The sequence below is a fragment of the Amphritea atlantica genome (assembly GCF_024347255.1).
In the GTDB taxonomy this organism is placed as follows: domain Bacteria; phylum Pseudomonadota; class Gammaproteobacteria; order Pseudomonadales; family Balneatricaceae; genus Amphritea; species Amphritea atlantica.
The window spans coordinates 1,751,602-1,772,176 of sequence record NZ_AP025284.1; the positions used below are offsets into that span (position 1 = coordinate 1,751,602).

Genomic DNA, 20,575 nt, shown 5'->3' on the forward strand with positions numbered 1-20,575 from the left:
GCGTTTGCTCACTGAGGTGGCAGATGGGGGGAAGCAGGCTTTCTGAGCCTGTCTGAAACATACAAAATGCCGGTGGCGATACCGGTTATAACAATAATTGAATCTGCAACCTGTGCACTGTACGGCTATGTAGTTTGCCAGCGCAGATGTGGTTAGCAGATTCTAAAATCGATGAGGCTTATGCATGATAATAACACTGACCTTTATTATCTATCTGGTTCTGATGTTGGCGATAGGGGTTGTTGCTTATCGTCGCACCAAGGATCTTTCTGATTATGTACTGGGGGGGCGGAATCTCGGAGCATTTCCCAGTGCGCTGAGTGCCGGTGCATCCGATATGAGTGGCTGGCTACTGATGGGGTTGCCAGGTTATGCAATGTCTGCAGGTTATGGATCGTTCTGGCTGGCGGGTGGTCTGCTGGTGGGGACATGGCTGAACTGGCTGATCGTTGCGCAGCGACTGAGGGTCTATTCCGCGCAGGCTGAAGATTCGCTGACGTTGCCAGCATTTTTCGAAAAGCGTTTTAATGACAGCAGCCGCAGTCTTCGTGTCGTATCGGCCTTCTTTGTATTGGTTTTTTTCCTGTTTTACACCAGCTCAGGCCTGGTTGCAGGTGGCAAGCTGTTTGAAACAGTATTCGGATTCGATTATACCCTGGCGGTATTGCTGGGCGCTGTTGCTGTTATCTCCTATACGCTGTTTGGCGGTTATCTGGCGGTTTGCTGGACCGATGTGGTGCAGGGCCTGCTGATGGTTGGCGCCCTGTTGCTGGTACCTCTGTTTGCCATTGGTGAGCTGGGGGGGATGAGCCAGACGCTGGCGGCCGTCAACGCCAAAAATCCTGAATTGTTGAATATGTTTACCGAGGCGGATGGCAGCTCTATCACGCTTATCGGTACGTTGTCGCTGCTGGGCTGGGGACTGGGTTATTTTGGTCAGCCTCACATTCTGGCGCGATTTAAGGGGATTTCCAGCAAAGACGCTGTTCCCTCCGCCCGTCGCATTGCGGTTATCTGGTCAGCTTTTTCCATGGCTGGGGCTTGCCTGATCGGGCTGGCAGCCATCGGTTATCTGCCTGATGGTCTGGGGGATAATGAGACCGTCTTTATGGTTATGGTTGATGCGCTGTTCCATCCGCTGATTGCCGGGATTCTGTTGGCGGCAATTCTGGCGGCCGTTATGAGTACTGCAGACTCTCAGCTGCTGGTGTCCTCCTCTGCACTGGCTGAGGACTTTTATAAAGCCCTGTTCAATCAGGAAGCTTCCCAGGAAAAACTGGTCATGGTTGGTCGTTTTGCGGTGATTGCGATAGCGGTTATTGCGACTTTCTTTGCGCTGGATAAAGATTCCAAGGTGCTGAGTCTGGTGTCTTACGCCTGGGCTGGTTTTGGGGCTGCTTTTGGCCCGGCCCTGATTATGTCGCTGTACTGGAAACGTATGAACACGGCAGGAGCGTTGGCGGGGATTATTGTCGGTGGTGTCACAGTTGTGGTATGGAAGCAGCTGACTGGCGGATGGTTTGATCTGTATGAGATTATTCCTGGCGTTGTATTCGCGTTCATCGCTATTGTTGTTGCAACTCTGGCGACAGCGGCTCCGGCCCGATCCGTGACTGAGCGTTTTGAAAGTGTCGTAGCGGAAATAAAAGACTAGACTTATTCTGAATAGCATAAAGCCCCATTAGGGGCTTTTTTTATGTCTATAAGATGTTTTTTAACGTGATTCTTTAGGGTTAATTGTCTAAATATTTTTTACTTAACGAGACTTAATTTTTGTTTTTGTTTAAAAAATATGACAATTACTTAAAAAATATAACTTTATAGTGAAAACGACTTTATGGGACTGTTTAGAATGGGGTACATGAATCGTTCTTGCAATGAAAATGGGTAAATACGCAAACAGCAGAACCAGAGCAGAGCTGTTTTCAAGCAGATTTTTAAAAGGTGAAACTATGACAAAAACAACTGACCAGTGCCGTACCGAAATACGTGAGCACTACCTTGCAAACGAGACTCAGGTTATCCGTGGTCTTATGGCAAATGCGCGTATGACAGCAGAAGATCGTAAGCAGATCTCTGCCAATGCTGCGCAACTGGTAACCACAGTTCGTAATGAAAGTTCGCCTTCGATGATGGAAAAATTTCTGGGTGAATACGGCCTCACCACCAAAGAGGGTGTGGCTCTGATGTGTCTGGCGGAAGCACTGCTGCGGGTGCCTGACTCAATGACAATCGATGCGTTGATTGAAGATAAAGTGGCATCGGGTAACTGGGGCGAGCACCTGGGTAAATCCAAATCTTCACTGGTGAACTCCTCAACCTGGGCGTTGTTGCTGACGGGTAAGCTGATTGCGCCTGCTGAAGATAAAGGAGTTACGCAGACGCTACGCGCCATGGTTAAGCGCCTGGGTGAGCCCGTTGTGCGTACTGCCGTGGGCCAGGCGATGAAAGAGCTGGGCCGCCAGTTTGTACTCGGCCGTACGATTGAGGAAGCGACCAAGAATGCCCGTAAGCTGGAAAAACAGGGTTATTCCTATTCTTACGATATGCTCGGTGAAGCCGCGCGTACCGATGCCGATGCACTGCGCTATCATCAGGCATACAGTGTTGCTATCGGGAAGCTGGCTCCGGCGTGCATCCACTCTGATATCCGCATGAATCCGGGGATCTCTGTTAAGCTTTCTGCGCTGCATGCCCGCTATGAGTTTGGTCAGAGAGAACGGGTGATGACTGAACTGGTTGAACGTACTAAAACCCTGGCCCTGCAGGCGAAAGAAGCTAACATGGGCTTCAATATCGATGCTGAAGAGCAGGACCGTCTGGATCTGTCGCTGGATATTATCGAAGCGGTTTTGTCCGATGAGGCTCTGGCTGGCTGGGATGGCTTTGGTATTGTGGTACAGGCTTTCGGCCCCCGTGCCTCTTTTGTGCTTGACTGGCTTTATGCCCTGGCGACCCGCCTGGATCGTAAAATTATGGTGCGTCTGGTGAAGGGGGCTTATTGGGATGCTGAGATTAAGCGCTCTCAGGAGTTGGGTCTGGATGGTTTTCCGGTGTTCACCCGGAAGGTCAACTCCGATGTCTCCTATCTGTGTTGCGCCGAAAAACTGTTGGCGATGACCGATCGCATTTATCCGCAATTTGCCACTCACAATGCTCACTCTGTATCCGGTATTCTGCATCTGGCCCGTGATCTGGATAACAAGCAGTTTGAGTTTCAGCGCCTGCACGGCATGGGTGAATCATTGCACGATACGGTGTTGAAGGGTGAAGGTACCCGTTGCCGTATCTATGCACCGGTAGGTGCTCACCGTGATCTGCTGGCTTATCTGGTACGCCGGCTGTTGGAAAACGGTGCAAACAGCTCGTTCGTCAACCAGATTGTCGATACCCGGATTAAACCTGAAGATATCGCCCGTGATCCGTTTTCTGTGGTTGAAGCGATGGGAGAGAATATCAGCAGTACTGCTATCTCCCGCCCGGTTGCTCTGTTTGGCGACAAGCGTAAGAATGCGAAGGGCTGGGATATTACCGATCCGGTAGCCATTGCCGAGCTTGAGGCGCAACAGGCTCAATTCAAAACCGCACAGTGGCATGCTGCCCCGGTGATTGCAGGTGCTTCACAGGGGGGCGAAAGCAGTGCAGATTATAACCCTGCATTGCCTGAAGACTGTGTCGGTCAGGTAGTGACTGCATCCCCTGAAGATATTGAAACGGCAATTGTCGCCGCTCAGAATGGCTATGCAAGCTGGTCACAGAAAAGTGCTTCAGAACGCGCTGATTGCCTGCGTAAAGTGGCTGATCTGTTTGAGCAGAATGCACCGGAACTGTTTACACTGGCAACCCGTGAAGCGGGTAAAACCCTGCGTGATGCCGTAGGCGAAGTGCGTGAAGCGGTGGATTTTGCCCGTTTCTATGCCAATGAAGCTGAGCGTAATGAGTCCGCCGGTGAAGCGCGTGGTGTGATTACCTGTATCTCTCCCTGGAACTTCCCGCTGGCTATCTTCTCCGGTCAGGTGCTGGCTGCTATCGCTGCCGGAAATGCCGTTCTGGCTAAGCCCGCTGATCAGACGCCTTTGATTGCAGCCCGGGCCGTTGAGCTGATGCATGAGGCCGGGATTCCTGCCGATGTGATCCAGTTGCTGCCGGGTAGTGGTGTTGCTGTCGGCGCCCCGCTGACCTCTGATAGCCGTATCGCGGGTGTCTGCTTTACCGGATCTACGGTAACGGCACAGCGGATCAACCGGGTGATGGCGGAAAATATGGCTCCTGACGCACCGCTGGTGGCTGAAACCGGTGGTATGAACGCCATGATCGTCGATTCCACTGCACTGCCTGAACAGGTCGTACGTGATGTTCTGGCGTCCTCTTTTCAGAGTGCCGGACAGCGCTGTTCCGCGCTGCGGGTTCTCTATCTGCAGAAAGATATTGCTGACAACCTGCTGGAGATGCTGTTCGGTGCGATGGATGAGTTGCGACTGGGTGATCCCGCACTGCTGAGCACTGATGTAGGCCCGGTCATCGATCAGGCTGCAAAAGCTAAGATAGAGGCTCATTGCGCCAAGTATGCGGCCAGGGGACGGGTCCTGAAATCTCTCTCAATCCCCGAGCAGGGGCTGTTTGTCGCACCAACCGTCATCAAACTCGACAGTATCTCTGAACTGGAGGAGGAGATCTTCGGACCGGTGCTGCATGTTGTTACCTTTGAGGCAGAGAATATCAATAAAGTGGTCGATGCGATTAACGCCACCGGGTACGGTCTGACCTTTGGTCTGCATACCCGGGTTGATAACCGTGTAGCGCAGATCTGCAACCGTATCAGGGTCGGTAACATCTATGTTAACCGTAACCAGATTGGGGCCATTGTGGGATCCCAGCCATTTGGTGGCGAAGGCTTGTCCGGCACCGGACCAAAAGCAGGTGGGCCTGAGTACGTGAAGCGCTTTATGCAGACTGAAACTGCTGCACCGGTACCGTCTAAGCTGATTCCGGCGGTTACCGCGGGGGCCCTGCAACCGGCCATCGATAGCCTGAACAATAGTAAGTGGGCTATGGATACCCGCCGGATTGAGAAGCTTAAAGAGTTGTTCAACGGGGCAGATATCCTGTTCTCTTCACTGGAGCATGAACCCCAGCCAATGCCCGGACCGACCGGGGAGCTTAATGTGCTTTCCACCCATGCCAGAGGCACTGTGCTCTGTCTCGGACCAGATCTGAAAAGTGCTATGCATCATGCGCTTCTGGCTCTGTCACAGGGTAATGCCGTTGTGGTTATCGCTCCCGGGGCTGAGGCCGAATGTCAGGCCGCTATCGCCGGTGGTTTACCGGTCCGTGCGATCAGTGGGTTAGTGGAGCCTCAGGCTTTGGCGACAGTATCCGGGTTCGCTGCGGTTGCCAGCTGTGCCGACACGGCTGTTCTGCAAGCTTACCGTGTAGCTCTGGCGTCCCGTGACGGGGTATTAATCCCCCTGATTACTGAGCGTAATGCATCTGAGCGTTTCACTCTCGAACGCCACCTCTGTATTGATACTACTGCTGCAGGGGGGAACGCCAGTCTGATCGCAGCATCTGAGTAACTCACGGCTGCTCAGGTGATCTCTCAGTGAAGTATCGCTGTTATATTTCAGTGATACTTCACCTCTGCAATCCTTTCTCCGCGGGATTGTTGATCTGTCGGAATAGTGTGTTTCTATCACCGGCTTTATGCCCCTCCCTGTGAGGGGCTTTTTTCGTTCAGACGCCACTCATTCCCGGTATAAACAGTTCACCATTTCGTGTAATACCGTGATTATTTCTACTTGCTCTTTCAGCAGGATATGAGCCAGCCGGTTGAGGGGCATATCGCAAATGCTTTGGCTTTACAGGATTACGTACATTTTCAATCTGAGAGTTTTCCAGATGAGCGTTTAGTGCTAATCTCGGGTACCCGCTGTTTAAACAGAGGGCTTTTACAACAAGGAGTTAGTTGTGGCGGTGATGAAAGGATCGACCAGTGATTTTCTGCATAATAATGTCAAGGTATTCCGTTCCCGGGTGTCAAAAACCGCCTGGCAGGGGATCTCTGTTGCCCTCCTGGCGCTGATTATCGCCAATGTTACCGTGGCGTATCTTGAGTTCGGTACTATCAGCATTGCCAGTATAGTTGCCGTTCAGAAGACTAACTTCGCACTCTGGATTCTCGATGGGATCCCCTTTGTATTCGCCTTCTGGGGACAGTATTCCAGTACCGTACTCGCTTATGAAGCCAGCGCTATGGTGATGGACCAGACTCAGGAGTTGCGGGATAAAGCCGATAGTTTTGAGAAGCAGGCCCGTCACAGTGTGACCCATGATCTGCTGACCGATCTGCCAAACAAAGAGCTGTTTTATGATCGGGTTGAACAGCTGATCGTTTCACCCCGCAGGCATACTGTTTTTTCTGTGCTTCTGGTGGAGGTTTCCAACTATAAAGAGATCAGCGATACCCTGGGCCGCAACAGCAGTGACAGCCTGATCAAGCAGATTGCTGTACGTCTTGAAAGTGCCTTTCCTGCACCGTTTACCATCGCCCGGCTGGAAAATAACACCTTCAGTCTGCTGGTGAATGAAAATCTGGATGAGAAAGCGGTACTGGAGCTGGCGGATAGTGTTCACCGGGTGCTGCACGATGTGTTCTATATCGAGCAGATCAAACTGGCGGCCCAGGTTAATGTAGGTATTGTGCATTTTCCCCACCATGGTACGGATGTTGATACGCTGGTTCAGCGAGCCGGGATTGCGCTCTATATGGCTCAGAACGCTAATAAGGGTAGTGCGGTATACGATTCTTCGTTTGATGCTCATAGTCCCAAACAGTTAACACTGATGAGTGAGCTTCACCATGCGATAGAGAACCGCGAACTGGAGCTTTTTTATCAGCCTAAAATCAGCGTGTTGGATAACCGGGTGCTGGGCGCTGAAGCTTTGGTGCGCTGGAATCATCCGAAGTATGGTTTACTTTATCCGGACCAGTTTATCCCGCTGATGGAACGCTCCAGGCTTATCCAGGGGTTGACCATGTGGGTGATCCAGGAAGGCTTTGCTCAGTGTGCCGAATGGCATCAGGCTGATCTGGAGGTTGCGCTGTCGATCAATCTTTCCGCTAAAGATCTCAATAATCCAGAATTGCCCGATCTTATCTCTGGTATTAAAGGGGCTGTTGGTATCAACCCGGCCTGGATAACGCTGGAGATTACCGAAAGCTCAATCATGACCGACCCTGATGCCGCAATGGCTATTATTCATCGTATCCATGATATGGGATTTCAGTTCTCTATCGATGACTACGGCACCGGTTACTCATCGCTCTCTTATCTGAAACGTTTGCCTCTGAAAGAGCTTAAAATCGACCGTTCATTTGTTGCCGATATTTTGCGTGATGAAAGTGATGCCCTCATCGTAAATGCCACCATCAATCTGGCGCATAACCTCGGTTTAGAGGTGACAGCAGAAGGGGTGGAGGATATGGAAACACTGGCTCTGCTGAAACAGGAGGGGTGCGATCTGGCACAGGGTTTCTGTCTGGGAAAACCGATGCCCCAGGCGGAGTTTGTTCAGTGGTGTCAGGAAAGAGTTTGACGCGTTGTTACCCACCTCTTAACCGACAATATCCAGTTCCCGTTGCTTAAACGTTACCCCTCGCTGTCGCGCAAGTTCTCTGCAGGCGTCGATATCGACTCCGTCCAACCCGTTGATTGCACTGGCGCTGACATCACTGATGTACTCGGGAGCGAGGGCAACAAACTCCAGCATTGCAGCATATGAACCCGGAAGTATGGGGTGGCAGTGATGGATGTAGACTGCTTCATTCTGGGCATTCAGGGAGACAGATAAAGCATCGATACACTGGCCCAGCTCTGGCAGAATGTTACGCTTATTAACCAGATTGCCAAGGCCATCAGTATTTAACCGGGTTTGTCCACCGTGCCGCTTAACCCAATGAGCGATCTCCAGTAGCGGCTTAAGACGCAACGTAGGTTCTCCATAACCACAGAACACGACACAATCATACTGTGTTGGATCCCCAATCAGATCGATGATCTGTTGTGCCTCAGGCCTGACTTCCAGCGCCAGATCGTAGCCTTTTACCTCAGTACTGCCATTATGCTTTGGGCAGAACTGGCAGGCCAGGGTGCAGCGGTCGGTCAGATTGATATAGAGATTATTTTCAATCTGATAGACCAGCGTTTCATCCGTTGGAATGCTCTGATGCTGTATCGGTTTATTAGGCTTTAGCTTTTCTGTTGCAACCTTTGCCGGTGAAGCGTGCTCAGACAGGTATTGCTCAGCGCTGTTTTTCAGAGAATGCATGAATCGATCCGAAAGAGTGTGAGCGACAGAGAATAGCATAACTGATTCCTGGGATGATGACTGGCGTCAAGGAGCTGCCATTCGGGGGGGAATTCATCAACTCTTCACTTTAATATCGGTCATTTTGTATATATGATTAAACATATATATGGTTTTGGGTATATGTACGATGCATCCTGTTGATCTGTTTAAGTGTCTTGCGGATGAAACCCGTCTGAAGTCGGTGTTGCTGATTAAACAGCAGAAGGAACTGTGCGTCTGTGAACTGATCGCCGCGTTAGAACTGAGTCAGCCGAAAGTATCCCGCCATCTGGCGCAACTGAAAAAAGCGGGCTTGCTCAGTGATCGGCGTCACGGTCAGTGGGTATTCTACCGGCTCAACCCGGACCTTCCCGGTTGGTGCCGCAATATTCTCTGGGAAACTATGGTGACAAACCCGGGCTATATTGCTGAAGAGAAACAGCGCTTAACTCAGATGGGCGACCGTCCGGACCGTAACAGAACATTCTGTTAAACAGAGGAGGCTCCATGTTCGAAATATTCACCCGCTTAGCCGACTGGCTTGTTTACCATCTTGCGGGTTTGTCAGCAGATACCAGGATGGGACAGGCGCTGCACTTCTTTGTTGAAGATACGGTGAAAATCTTTGTCCTGCTGGTGGTGATGATCTACCTGATCGCACTTCTGAGGGCGTCACTCAATGTTGAACGGGTGCGGGATTTTCTGGCTGGAAAACATCGTGGAGCAGGCTATCTGATGGGCGCTGGTTTTGGTGCGGTGACACCCTTTTGTTCCTGCTCCAGCATCCCGGTTTTTCTCGGGTTCACGTCAGCCGGGATACCGGTGGGTATTACCATGGCATTTCTGCTGACCTCGCCTCTGATCAACGAAGTTGCGGTACTGTTGCTATTGAGTCTGCTGGGATGGAAGTTTACCGCTGTATATATTCTGGTGGGAATGGCTGTTGGAATCGCCGGGGGCTTTTTCCTCGACGCCATTAAGGCTGAACGCTGGTTGCAGTCGTTTGCTGCAAAAGCGCTGGAGCGAGGCAAACAGAGCGGACCGGTCAGTTCTGCTTCAGCATCGACTCTGTCGATGGCTGAACGGCATCAGTTTGCCCGTGATGAAACACTGGAGATCTTTGGCCGGGTGTGGAAGTGGGTGATTATCGGTGTGGGTCTGGGTGCGGCGTTGCATGGCTTTGTACCGGATGGCTGGATAGAAGCTAATCTGGGGGATGGGCAGTGGTGGACTGTGCCTGCGGCAGTAGCGCTAGGTATCCCGCTTTACTCGAATGCGACCGGTGTTATCCCGGTGATGGAGAGTCTGATTACCAATGGCCTGCCGATCGGCACAACCCTGGCATTTTGTATGAGTACAGTGGCGGCCAGTTTTCCTGAATTTATCCTGCTGAAACAGGTGATGCAGTGGCGTTTACTGGCGATTCTGTTTGCCATGCTGCTGTTTGCTTTCACCCTGATTGGCTGGATCTTTAATTTTCTTTTCCCGGTGTTGTGATTGTTGGGAAAGGAGATAAAACCAAGGAGCGCGTGATGAAAAATATCAAAGTATTGGGTAGTGGTTGTACTAAATGCACAAAAACAGCCGAGCTGATTGAGAAGCTGGCAACCGAACTGGGTGTCGAGGCGATGGTGCAGAAAGAGACCGATGTTCAGGTGATTATGGCGTACGGTGTTATGCGGACACCGGCAGTTGTGATCGACGAAGAGCTGGTACACAGCGGTAGTATTCCAACGCAGGCTGATGTTACCGGCTGGTTGCAGCCGTAATCAGACAGATTCAGAACACTATAACTGACCATAACAACCGTCATACAAGGTCGTTGCAAAGGGGGCAGAGCGGGTGACAATTAAAGTGGGTATTAACGGCTTTGGCCGGATGGGACGATTAGCACTGCGGGCCGCCTGGGAGTGGCCGGAGTTGGAGTTTGTGCAGATCAATGATCCGGCGGGAGATGCGGCAACGCTGGCACATCTGCTGATGTTCGATTCCGTACATGGGATCTGGAAGCATACAGCGATAGCGAACGCTGATAACAGTGAGATGCTTATTCAGGGTAAGCGGTTGCACTGTACCCGGAACAGGGCGATAGAAGATACCGACTGGTCTGGCTGCGATATTGTGATTGAGGCCTCCGGCGTGATGAAGAGCAAAGCGAAGTTACAGCCCTATCTTGATCAGGGGGTTAAGCGGGTCGTGGTGACTGCGCCGGTGAAAGAGGAGGGCGTACTTAATATCGTCATGGGGGTTAACCATCACCTTTATGATAAAGCGCTCTATCCAATTGTCACCGCCGCCTCCTGTACTACCAACTGTCTGGCACCGGCTGTAAAAGTGATCCATGAGAATCTGGGTATTAAGCATGGCTCCATGACGACGATTCACGATATCACCAATACCCAGACGATTCTGGATGCCCCCCATAAAGATCTGCGCCGGGCACGGGCCTGCGGTAGCAGTCTGATACCCACAACCACCGGGTCAGCCACCGCGATCACCCATATCTTTCCGGAGCTGAAGGGAAAACTGAATGGCCATGCGGTACGGGTACCGCTGGCAAACGCGTCGATTACCGATTGTGTCTTTGAGCTACAACGGGGCACGACCGAAGCTGAGGTCAATCAGTTGCTGAAACAGGCTTCAGAGGGCGAGCTAAAGGGGATACTGGGCTATGAGGAGCGGCCACTGGTCTCCGTGGATTATAAGACGGATCCCCGCTCTTGCATTGTTGATGCGCTGTCAACAATGGTGGTCAATGGTACTCAGCTAAAACTCTACCTCTGGTACGACAATGAATGGGGCTATGCCAACCGTACGGTCGAGTTGGTGCGGCTGGTGGCAGAACAGGAGTAGGTGGTGTCCTCTGTTTTATCCCGGTTGACGCCACAACTGCGTCAGTACCTCATCGTGACCGGTAATTACTGGGCGTTTACCCTCACGGATGGTGCGTTGCGGATGCTGGTGGTGCTGCATTTTCATCAGCTCGGCTACAGCCCGTTGGATATAGCACTGCTGTTTCTGTTCTATGAGTTTTTTGGCGTTGTCACCAATCTGTTGGGTGGCTGGCTGGGGGCGCGTATCGGCCTTAACAGGACGATGAATATCGGTCTGGGGATGCAGGTGGTGGCGCTGGGGATGCTGTTAGTTCCCGCTGCGATGCTCACCGTACCCTGGGTAATGCTGGCGCAGGCGTTGTCCGGTATCGCTAAAGACCTGAACAAGATGAGCGCAAAAAGCTCAGTTAAGCAGCTGGTGCCAGCCAATGCGCAAGGCACGCTGTATCAGTGGGTAGCGGTACTCACCGGCTCAAAGAACGCCCTGAAAGGCGCTGGTTTTTTTCTGGGAGGCGTTTTGCTAACGCTGCTGGGATTTCAGGGCGCGGTACTGGCAATGACGGTTGTTCTGGCGCTGGTGTGGTTGCTGAGCCTGGTGTCGTTGAAACAGGAACTGGGTCGGGCGAAAACCTCGCCTAAGTTCAGTCAGGTCTTTTCTAAAAGCCGCGCCGTTAACACCCTTTCGGCCGCCCGCATGTTTCTGTTTGGTGCGCGGGATGTCTGGTTTGTGGTGGCGCTGCCGGTTTATCTGGCCAGTACTATGGGCTGGGATCACTGGTCCGTTGGCGGCTTTCTGGCGTTGTGGGTGATCGGGTATGGCATTATTCAGTCAGTTGCACCCTATTTCACTGGTAAACGCTCCGGCCATATTCCCGGAGGACGGGCGGTTTTTTTCTGGGCTTTGGGCCTGTTGCTATTACCTGTTTTGATCGCAGTGTCACTGAGCAGTCACTTTTATCCTCAAACCGTTCTGTTGGCTGGCCTGATGATCTTTGGCGGAGTGTTTGCCATCAACTCTTCGTTGCACAGCTATCTGATCGTCAGCTATGCTCGGGAGGATGGCGCTTCAATGGATGTCGGCTTTTACTACATGGCCAATGCGATGGGGCGGTTGCTTGGTACGGTACTGTCCGGCTACCTGTTTCAGATCGCCGGATTAACCGCCTGTCTCTGGGTGTCGGCACTGTTTCTGGCGATAGCTGCGGGGATATCTCTGTATCTGCCATCGCGTTGAAGTTGATGCTATGGCAGGGATTTTTGTATTTTTCGCGGCTTAGAAAGCGTTTTTGTATAGGCTTTGATCTTATTTAGATGCCAAAGGGTTTTACCCAGTAGAATGGCTTCCTTAGCGATATGTTTAACCAGATCAGTTTTTGAGATGCTGTAGGGCGTTCTGATCAGTTCCTGATAGCGCCAGCTGATTTTGACATACCCTGGTGCATACCTGTTGAACTGTTTAAGCATCGTTCTCACGAGTTTAAATCGATGATTTTTAAGGTAGTCATTGATTATATAACGCTCAACCTCTCGTTTAAGTGTTGCTGAGGTAGCCGTGGTTTCTTTTTTAGTAAACAACCAGTTCAGATTAATGTTTTCGGCATCGCAGGCAACAACTTTATGGAACCACACGGGGGGGATGTAGAGAATATCACCCTCATTGATAACGAACCGGGTGAACACCTTGCCGTTAAGCATTTTGTCGTCATCGCCTTTGATAATGGCAAAGCTGGTATATGGATAGCAATCAAGTGGGGTATGCGGAGATACAAGGACCCACTCTTTTTTCCCTTTTACCTGCACATTAAATACATTAACCAGGCTACCATCATAATGCCAGCTAGAGACATGTCCCTTCTTATTAATCCATAATCGCAGATGCTGAGTTCGGGGGAATACCAGTGGAGAGTCCAGACTCTGATTGACAAAATCAGGCGTGGTGTAGTCTTCTGTCAGTGAATCCCGGTTCATCCAGTACCAGAGTGATGCGGTGGATGCAGAGGGTTCCTGGGATAGTTTCTCATGCAGATAATGTTCATTCCAACACTCACGGGCGTGCCACTCTTTCCCAACGCCCTCAATGATTACCGGTATCTCAGGGGTCAGGTATCTCTCAGAGAGCTCTTCAAAAGAGATATCTGACGATTCACGCGCAATTTCAAAGAAACCACTATTCTGCGTTGGCAGAGTCTGCATAAGCTGGCCTGGTTATTACTGGAAATATGAAGGTTAATATGCCCTATAGAGGGAGTTTAATCCATCTTACAGCCGTTAAAAGTTGCACTGGTAGTACGGTTTTCTTTTTACACTGTTCAGACTCTCTTCCTGTTACCCCCTTTGAAGTACCTCTTCATGACAATTGAGGGTTCTGTCTGCCTCTCATAATATTCTTATCAGGAATTTTAGTTGCACATCATGATGCTAACCGGACCTTATCAGGAGGGCTCAGATGCAGACAGAACAATTGAATGGGGTTGTCAGCAAACCCGCATATTCGCCGGTAGAGCTAAACCCGAAGTCCAGCTTTCATCTCTTTATCGCTGAACAGGCTGTAACCGGAGAGATGCAGTCGCTTTTTGATGGCTGTGGTGTTGATAAAGAGAGCGCTGTGTACAGCGATGCCAGTGATTCCCGGCTGCTTGAATCACTGGCTGCTATGCCATTAACAGGCACTCTCTACCTGGCTGGCAGTGAGCCTTTTATCTGGCGGGTGGCCAGCCATGCGCGGCAGGCAGGTTTGCGTCCTGATCAGATCAGAATGATGGTACCGGTCAGTCGCGAACGACATCTGTTTTGCTGTCACTGTTACCAGATCACGGAGGGAGTGACCTATTCACCTTTCATCTGCAGCGGGTGTGGCCTGAGTCTCGAAGTCACCGATCATTTTGCCCGTCTACACAGCGCCTATTTTGGCTATCAGGCCAATGCAGAAGATAGCAGCGATATGCCAGAGAAAAGGGAGGTGGGCTAATGAGTGTTATCGATCAAATCCCGGTCAGGGTGACCGCCGTTAAGCAGGTCGCACCGATGATCAAAGAGTTTACGCTCGAAGCAATCGATGCTGAGCTGGTGCCTTTTTCGCCTGGTGCGCATGTAGTTGTGACGATGGGAGGCGCTGAGAACGAGCCAGCCTATCGCAATGCCTATTCACTGATGAGTAACCCTCAGGATAAGAGTCAGTATCGCATAGCGGTTCGTCTTCAGGAGGATTCCCGTGGTGGTTCACTCTACATGCATCAACAGATAGCGGTGGGAGATCAGTTGATGATCTCACCCCCGGCAAATCTTTTCGCGCCAGATTGGATGGCGAAAAAGCATGTGTTGTTTGCCGGAGGGGTAGGCATCACTCCCTTCCTGTCCTATTTGCCGGAACTGCAGCAGCGTGAGACCGAGTTTGAACTGCACTATATGTTTCGTAGTAAACAGACAGGAGCCTACAGCGCTGAACTGGCGGAAACCTTAGATAACCATTGTAGCAACTATGATGCTGATCAGGGGAGCCGCTGCGATATCGCCGCGGTGTTGTCAGAGCAGCCTCTGGGTACACATTTTTACATCTGCGGTCCGCAATCTTTGATTGATTCTGTTAGGGCCATTGCGGACGAAATGGGCATTCCTGCCAGTGCGGTTCACTGGGAAGAGTTCGCTGGCGCGAAACCGGGCCAGCCCTTTGTGGTGGAGCTGAGTCGCAGTGGGGTAGAACTGGCCGTTTCTTCTGATAGCAGTTTGTTGGAGACCCTTGAAGGGGCTGATATTGCGATCCCTAACCTTTGTCGGGCTGGGGTTTGCGGCCAGTGTGTCTGCAAGGTGGCCGAGGGTGAAGTGGAACATCGGGATAGCTATCTGAGTGAGCCTGAGAAACAGTCGGGCCAGGTGATGATGCCCTGTGTTTCCCGGGCGGCAGGCGAACGACTGGTTTTAGATATTTAGGAGAGCAGAGCAATGCGTGTAGCACCGAAAGAGATTCAGAGTTTTCGTGATGATTTTACCTACAGTAACAGTGCTGAAGCGATTGAGCGTTTCCCCTTTCCTTTCGCTGAAGATGAATATCGTTATTCGGTGAATATGGAGCCTCACCTGCCAAAAGGGGGCGAGGGTTCGGCCTATGAGCATTTTCTCGATATTGATGAGCATTATCTGTCGGAAATGGCTGAGCGTGAGTTGGTCTTAAAAGAGATGCCGCATCGCTGTCTGGCGATGCCCCATATGGATCTGGCCTGCTGGGATATGGTTGAACGGATCATGGTGTCTCTGTCAGAGGATTATCCGGACTATTTCAGCCTGATCCGCGACGGCGATCACTGGAGCTGGGAAAATAAACTACTGAATATTAAGGATCAGTTTACCTTTGGGGATAGCAGTTCGTTGCCGATGCCGCCGCTGGATTATATCGGTCGGCAGATGCAGGGGGATTTTGCTTTGCTGGATCAGCGCGAAGGTGATCTGTTCCTTGATGCGGGTATTATCACCTGTCCCGCGGACTGGTCACTGGCGTTTGATGCCGGGATGAGTTTTAAAGAGTGGCATGGTCCGGTACCGATGGCCCACGGAGAAGGGATCTTCGAACGGGCGCTGAAATACCTGATTGCGATCCCTGTGGGCAAACCGGTACGTCGTCTTAACTGGACCCTGACGGTGAATGCCCGAATGGACACCTCACCAGAGAAATATCACGAATGGGGCCATGAACGAACCTCTGTAACGCCTGAAAATGTGGGTGAAAAAGTCTATCTGCGGGTTGAGTTACAAGTGTTAGACCGGATGCCTCGCAGTAATGCGATGATGTTTAGCATCCGTACTTATCTGCTCAGTCTTGAAGATCTGGTGACCAATAAAGAGTGGGCAGTGCGGATGCACCGGGCGATGAAAACCCTGCCGGAGCCGTTGATCAACTACAAAGGATTAACCCGCTTTCACGGGACTGTCGTGGATTATCTGGCGCAGTTTGATCCAGTAAACTGAGGTTTTTACGGGGCAAACGTTTTGCAGCCCTGTTTTTCTATATGGTTAATCAGTAGTCAGGGTGAAAAATATGGGTTGGGTCTATCTCTGTATAGCCGGGATATTGGAGTGCCTCTGGGCGGTTGGGCTGAAATACAGCGATGGTTTTACCCGTTTATGGCCCTCGGTAATCAGTATCTCTTTGATCATTATCAGTCTTGGACTGTTGTCTCTGGCGATGCGCACTATTCCTGTAGGTACTGCTTATGCGGTATGGAGCGGCATTGGAGCGGCTATGCTGGCAGTCTACGGGATAATGTTTCTCGATGAATCCGGTAGTCTGATCCGAATCAGTTGCATCTTCATGATCATTGCTGGTGGTGCGGGACTCAAAGTGTTTGCCTGAGGAAGATTAATGGTTCGGGTGTTGATACTGCAACATGCAGAAGGTGAGTGGATCGGTTCAATGAATGACTGGTTTAGCGAACCATCCAGAGTGAGCGGTTTTACGTTGACGACTATTCGCCTTGATCATGGGGAGGCACTCCCCGGGCGAAACTCATTTGACTGGTTGCTGATTATGGGCGGGCCGATGAGTGTTAATGATGAATCTGACTATCCCTGGTTGTGTGAAGAGAAACAACTGATTCGTCAGTCTATTGCAGACAATAAAACTATAATCGGGATCTGCCTTGGAGGCCAGTTGATTGCGTCAGCCGCCGGCGCTGAGGTATATCGAAACAGTGCTGTGGAGATCGGCTGGTTTCCGGTTATCAGAACCGATACTGATGTGACCTGGCTGCCTGAAACCGCCAGCTTGTTAAGCTGGCATGGAGATTGTTTCAGACTACCGGCTGGAGCCCGGCCTTTTGCCGCCAGTCGCATTACGCCCTGCCAGGGATTCAGTCTGGGGCCGCGTGTATGGGCATTGCAGTTTCATCTGGAAGCCCAGCCCGGAACCGTGGAGGCTTTTCTGGCGCTAGAACCCCATGGCTTGCCTGAAGGGAAATATGTCCAGCCGCAACAGCAACTGCTCAGTGAGGCTTTTCTCTCACGGAGCCAGACGATAATGCATGGGCTGCTGGATTCGCTGGTTTAGTCTGATCTTCCTGTTATGCTTAAGAGCATCAACTGATAGTTATCTTCAGATTAATGTCTAATCTTCCTGACAGGAGGCGTGATGAATATATCATTAGCAACCCCGGATGATATTCCCGAGCTGTGTCGCTTGCTGGGCTATCTGTTTGCGCAGGAGTCGGAATTTAAACCCGATATCCAGCTACAACGGCAGGGATTGAAAGCGATAATAGAGTCGCCTGATAGCGGCACCATTCTGGTGAGCCGGGAGGCCGGTAGGCTGGTGGGTATGGTGAGTCTGTTATACAGCATCTCCACTGCGCTGGGTGGCCGGGTCTGTTTATTGGAAGATATGGTGGTTGAACCGGAAAAACGCGGATCAGGCATCGGCACCGCACTGTTAAACCACGCGATCGGTTATGCCCGGGAGCAGGGGGTGAAACGTATTACTCTGCTAACCGATCAGGATAATACAGCGGCAAAAAGGTTTTACAACCAACAGGGTTTTTTCCTTTCATCAATGGTAGCGATGCGCACTTTTCTCTCCTGAGGCGCCCGGGCCATCTTGCAGTCTTGATCAGCCCAGGGCGACAGATATCATCTGTTCAGAATGGGAACTCTTTTTATCCTTTTGACTACTTATATTGTCTGTTAATGAGCTAAAACAGATATAATTGTCGTGTTGTGGAGTTTTAACCTGACTCCGGTCAGGTTTGCGATGATGGAGGTCATGTGATGAATAACGTACTCTCTCAGCAGTTGCCTGGTAAGGCGTTTAAGCTGTGATCAAATCCTCAGCAGAGCTTCCTGATACTCTCATTGGTGGGCTTCGATTTCTGCTTTTTCCTAATCGTGACTTTCTGCAGAAAAAGTATGAAGATCACCGGCGATTTACCATCATTGTCTCGGCTTTTCTGTCCGTTCTCTGGGCAGCTCTGTGGGGATGGGATTGGGTGACCGATCCGGTGGGTGCCGATAATACGAGGGTTCTGCGGCTGCTTTTTCTGGCGGCTTTAGCCTATTCACTGACACTGTATTTTATCCGTAAGAGCTCTGCCTGGCTGGCAATTATCACGGTTGTGGGAATGCTGGCGGCGGAGGCAAACTTTATTCTGATCCTGAACCATCTTGATAACGGAATTGTGTATGGTCTCGGTGGTTTCATGTATTGCATGTTTATCGCGGTGCTGGTGTTTCAATGCTTCTCTCTGATAACCAATATTATTTATACCCTGTCAGCCACGCTGCTTCCCCATCTTGCGGGTGAGCTGGCGATCGCCGATAACTTTCAGCATTTTCAATATGCGGCTCTGATCTGGCCTGCGGCATTGCTGGCGATAGTGGCTCAGATAGTCCAGTCCCATCACTATCTGTTGCGCTACCAGCTTGAGCGACAGTTGGAAGCGTTATCGACGACGGATACGTTGACCGGGGCGAGAAATCGTCGTTACTTTATCCCATTGTTAGCGAGGGAGGTTCGCAGAGCCAAACGCACAGGGCAAAAGCTGTCTCTGTTAATGCTGGACATCGATATGTTTAAGCGGGTGAATGACACCTATGGGCATCTGACGGGTGACCGGGTGATTCACAATGTGTCTGTTGTTAGTCATCAGTTTGCCCGTGACATTGATGTTGTTGCCCGCCTGGGAGGGGAAGAGTTTGCTATTCTGCTCACCGCCTGTGATCAGAACCAGGCGGTTCAGGTAGCCGAGCGGATCCGTTCAGAAATAAAGGGTATAACGATGCATAGTGAGGATGACATCTCTTTCAATTACACCGTCAGCATCGGTGTAGCTGAGCTGGATGAGTCGGATCAGAACGAGCGCTGTTTTCTCGGACGCGCCGACAGCGCCCTTTATAAAGCGAAAGAGAGTGGCCGCAATCGGGTTGTGTTAGCAGAAGATGAGAAGGACTTATTCAATTCCCGTAACCGGGCCTTAACCTCTGAAAATTCAGACTGTTCTGAGTCATAGTAAAGTACAAAATAGTCACGCTAGTGTTTATTTTCTACTCCTCAGCCGTTAGTCTGCAATAATCGCAACTGAAACACCGTTTTGCTGCCAGGGTTTATACAAAGTCAGTAAAACAACAGGATAACAAAGGGATAGGTTAAAAACGCTGGCAGGAGATCTGGCCAGGTTAAGAGTGCATAACCGCATTCTCGTTTTTCTGCCAGGAGATGGCGATATACTGCTCAGTACTTCCTCTCTCAATCTTACCGTTACCCTGCCTGTTATACAGTGGGGCTGGCGTGCATCTGCGTTAGCTAACTGCCAAAATTAATCTGTTGAGCACAATGTGAGGTAATGCTTAGGATGAAATGCCCGATCTGTAAGAAAGGTAATCTGGTCCCCAGTTTTCTGGAAGGTTTATTTCGCGCACATACCTGCGATAACTGCGGTGGCAACTGGCTATTGATAGAGGATTATGTCGCCTGGAAGGAACGTCATCCGGAACACGCTTTTGTTCAGGAAGATGCGTTCGAAGCTGACGATAGCAAACAGGCATTAATCTGCCCAATGACCGGCACCCTGATGCATAAATACAAAATTTCCAATAGCAGTGATCACCGGTTGGACTACAGTCCCAGTGTCGGCGGTGTCTTGCTGGACAAAGGCGAGTGGCAGTATCTGAAGGAGCAGAAATTAGCGGGCTCATTAAATAAGATTTTTACCGCTGAGTGGCAGCGGGCACTGCGTGATCAGAATGCTGAAATGACATTCGCAGATATCTACAGGGAGCGGTTTGGTGACGAGTCATATGAAAAGATTAAAGAGATAAGGTCGTGGCTGAATGATCACCCGCGCAAGGCTGATCTGAGGGCTTATCTGCTGGCAGAAGACCCATACTCGGTTAACAAATAGGTTTCATATTGTCGATATCTCTGCCTGCGTAGTACAAATGTTTTGCCGCGATGTTATCAGAGCAAATCATCCTGCTTTATCGGTATAAACTAAGCAGCTTTTATTCCGCTGCTTAGTTTATGAGCGCTCTGGTTGAAAGTTCTATTTCAACTTAATCGCAAAGTGCTTAAACACCGGTTCAATGATCTCCCAGGTGCCGGTAAAGCCAGCGTCGACCATAAACGCATCACCGGGCATCAGAGTCTGTGGTTCCTGCCCATCCTCGGTGATAATCACTTTGCCTTCGATCAGGTGGATAAACTCCCAGCTGGCGTAAGTGGCGCGGTAGGTGCCCGGCGTGGCAGCCCAGCAGCCGGTGATCATCGACTCGTCGGGGCTGGTGTATTCGATCCAGGTGGTCATGGTGGGGTTACCGTCGACCTTCTCCCAACCTTCCAGATCATCAGTTATGGGGGTGACGCTTTTATTGATAATTTTTGTGACCCGATTCATAGTGTGTTTCCTGATGGTTTC

19 protein-coding genes are annotated in these 20,575 nt (G+C 50.8%); 16 read left to right on the forward strand and 3 right to left on the reverse strand.

Annotation, left to right across the window (positions count from 1 at the left end; genetic code table 11):
* Positions 1 to 184 precede the first annotated feature (184 nt).
* From putP to OCU43_RS07930, 3 genes are all read left to right on the forward strand, one after another.
* On the forward strand, positions 185 to 1,654 hold the full coding sequence (gene putP / locus OCU43_RS07920; protein WP_091353166.1) for a sodium/proline symporter PutP: 1,470 nt from the start codon (positions 185 to 187) through the stop codon (positions 1,652 to 1,654).
* 298 nt (positions 1,655 to 1,952) lie between these two features.
* Positions 1,953 to 5,576 (forward strand): bifunctional proline dehydrogenase/L-glutamate gamma-semialdehyde dehydrogenase PutA, encoded by a 3,624-nt coding sequence (gene putA / locus OCU43_RS07925; RefSeq protein ID WP_091353918.1) that lies wholly within the window; start codon positions 1,953 to 1,955, stop codon positions 5,574 to 5,576.
* 400 nt (positions 5,577 to 5,976) lie between these two features.
* Positions 5,977 to 7,596, forward strand: a complete 1,620-nt coding sequence (locus tag OCU43_RS07930; RefSeq protein WP_245756487.1) for a putative bifunctional diguanylate cyclase/phosphodiesterase — start codon at positions 5,977 to 5,979, stop codon at positions 7,594 to 7,596.
* 18 nt (positions 7,597 to 7,614) lie between these two features.
* On the opposite strand, the gene OCU43_RS07935 is transcribed toward OCU43_RS07930, so the two are convergent.
* Positions 7,615 to 8,328 (reverse strand): TatD family nuclease-associated radical SAM protein, encoded by a 714-nt coding sequence (locus OCU43_RS07935; RefSeq protein ID WP_091353168.1) that lies wholly within the window; start codon positions 8,326 to 8,328, stop codon positions 7,615 to 7,617.
* A 169-nt stretch (positions 8,329 to 8,497) separates the two neighbouring features.
* On the opposite strand from OCU43_RS07935, the gene OCU43_RS07940 reads away from it, so the two are divergent.
* From OCU43_RS07940 to arsJ, 5 genes are all read left to right on the forward strand, one after another.
* Positions 8,498 to 8,842 (forward strand): metalloregulator ArsR/SmtB family transcription factor, encoded by a 345-nt coding sequence (locus OCU43_RS07940; RefSeq protein WP_091353170.1) that lies wholly within the window; start codon positions 8,498 to 8,500, stop codon positions 8,840 to 8,842.
* 14 nt (positions 8,843 to 8,856) lie between these two features.
* Entirely contained in the window at positions 8,857 to 9,846 is a 990-nt protein-coding gene (locus tag OCU43_RS07945) for a permease (protein ID WP_091353172.1), read from the forward strand.
* Positions 9,847 to 9,881: 35 nt separating this feature from the next.
* A complete protein-coding gene (locus tag OCU43_RS07950) occupies positions 9,882 to 10,118 on the forward strand; it encodes a thioredoxin family protein (RefSeq protein WP_091353175.1) in 237 nt (78 codons plus the stop codon).
* Between the two features lie 73 nt (positions 10,119 to 10,191).
* The gene (locus OCU43_RS07955; RefSeq protein WP_091353178.1) at positions 10,192 to 11,202 is read left to right on the forward strand and encodes an ArsJ-associated glyceraldehyde-3-phosphate dehydrogenase; all 1,011 of its coding nucleotides are present in this window, start codon (positions 10,192 to 10,194) and stop codon (positions 11,200 to 11,202) included.
* Positions 11,203 to 11,205: 3 nt separating this feature from the next.
* On the forward strand, positions 11,206 to 12,417 hold the full coding sequence (arsJ, locus tag OCU43_RS07960) for an organoarsenical effux MFS transporter ArsJ (protein ID WP_091353182.1): 1,212 nt from the start codon (positions 11,206 to 11,208) through the stop codon (positions 12,415 to 12,417).
* Positions 12,418 to 12,425: 8 nt separating this feature from the next.
* On the opposite strand, the gene OCU43_RS07965 is transcribed toward arsJ, so the two are convergent.
* Positions 12,426 to 13,376, reverse strand: a complete 951-nt coding sequence (locus tag OCU43_RS07965; RefSeq protein WP_091353186.1) for a cupin-like domain-containing protein — start codon at positions 13,374 to 13,376, stop codon at positions 12,426 to 12,428.
* Positions 13,377 to 13,629: 253 nt separating this feature from the next.
* Between OCU43_RS07965 and OCU43_RS07970 the strand changes: the two genes are divergently transcribed.
* From OCU43_RS07970 to OCU43_RS08005, 8 genes are all read left to right on the forward strand, one after another.
* On the forward strand, positions 13,630 to 14,151 hold the full coding sequence (locus OCU43_RS07970; RefSeq protein ID WP_091353189.1) for a dimethylamine monooxygenase subunit DmmA family protein: 522 nt from the start codon (positions 13,630 to 13,632) through the stop codon (positions 14,149 to 14,151).
* A complete protein-coding gene (locus tag OCU43_RS07975) occupies positions 14,151 to 15,110 on the forward strand; it encodes a PDR/VanB family oxidoreductase (protein WP_091353192.1) in 960 nt (319 codons plus the stop codon). Before OCU43_RS07970 ends, OCU43_RS07975 begins: the two co-directional genes overlap by 1 nt.
* Positions 15,111 to 15,122: 12 nt before the next feature.
* A complete protein-coding gene (locus OCU43_RS07980) occupies positions 15,123 to 16,142 on the forward strand; it encodes a heme-dependent oxidative N-demethylase family protein (RefSeq protein WP_091353194.1) in 1,020 nt (339 codons plus the stop codon).
* Positions 16,143 to 16,212: 70 nt separating this feature from the next.
* Positions 16,213 to 16,527: a DMT family transporter gene (locus OCU43_RS07985; RefSeq protein ID WP_091353196.1), complete on the forward strand. Its 315-nt coding sequence runs from the start codon at positions 16,213 to 16,215 to the stop codon at positions 16,525 to 16,527.
* A gap of 9 nt (positions 16,528 to 16,536) precedes the next feature.
* Positions 16,537 to 17,220: a type 1 glutamine amidotransferase gene (locus OCU43_RS07990; RefSeq protein WP_091353198.1), complete on the forward strand. Its 684-nt coding sequence runs from the start codon at positions 16,537 to 16,539 to the stop codon at positions 17,218 to 17,220.
* An 81-nt stretch (positions 17,221 to 17,301) separates the two neighbouring features.
* A complete protein-coding gene (locus tag OCU43_RS07995) occupies positions 17,302 to 17,748 on the forward strand; it encodes a GNAT family N-acetyltransferase (protein ID WP_091353201.1) in 447 nt (148 codons plus the stop codon).
* A gap of 232 nt (positions 17,749 to 17,980) precedes the next feature.
* Entirely contained in the window at positions 17,981 to 19,171 is a 1,191-nt protein-coding gene (locus OCU43_RS08000; protein ID WP_091353202.1) for a GGDEF domain-containing protein, read from the forward strand.
* A 342-nt stretch (positions 19,172 to 19,513) separates the two neighbouring features.
* On the forward strand, positions 19,514 to 20,062 hold the full coding sequence (locus tag OCU43_RS08005) for a TFIIB-type zinc ribbon-containing protein (RefSeq protein ID WP_091353205.1): 549 nt from the start codon (positions 19,514 to 19,516) through the stop codon (positions 20,060 to 20,062).
* Positions 20,063 to 20,203: 141 nt separating this feature from the next.
* On the opposite strand, the gene OCU43_RS08010 is transcribed toward OCU43_RS08005, so the two are convergent.
* On the reverse strand, positions 20,204 to 20,554 hold the full coding sequence (locus OCU43_RS08010; protein WP_091353207.1) for a cupin domain-containing protein: 351 nt from the start codon (positions 20,552 to 20,554) through the stop codon (positions 20,204 to 20,206).
* Positions 20,555 to 20,575 lie beyond the last annotated feature (21 nt).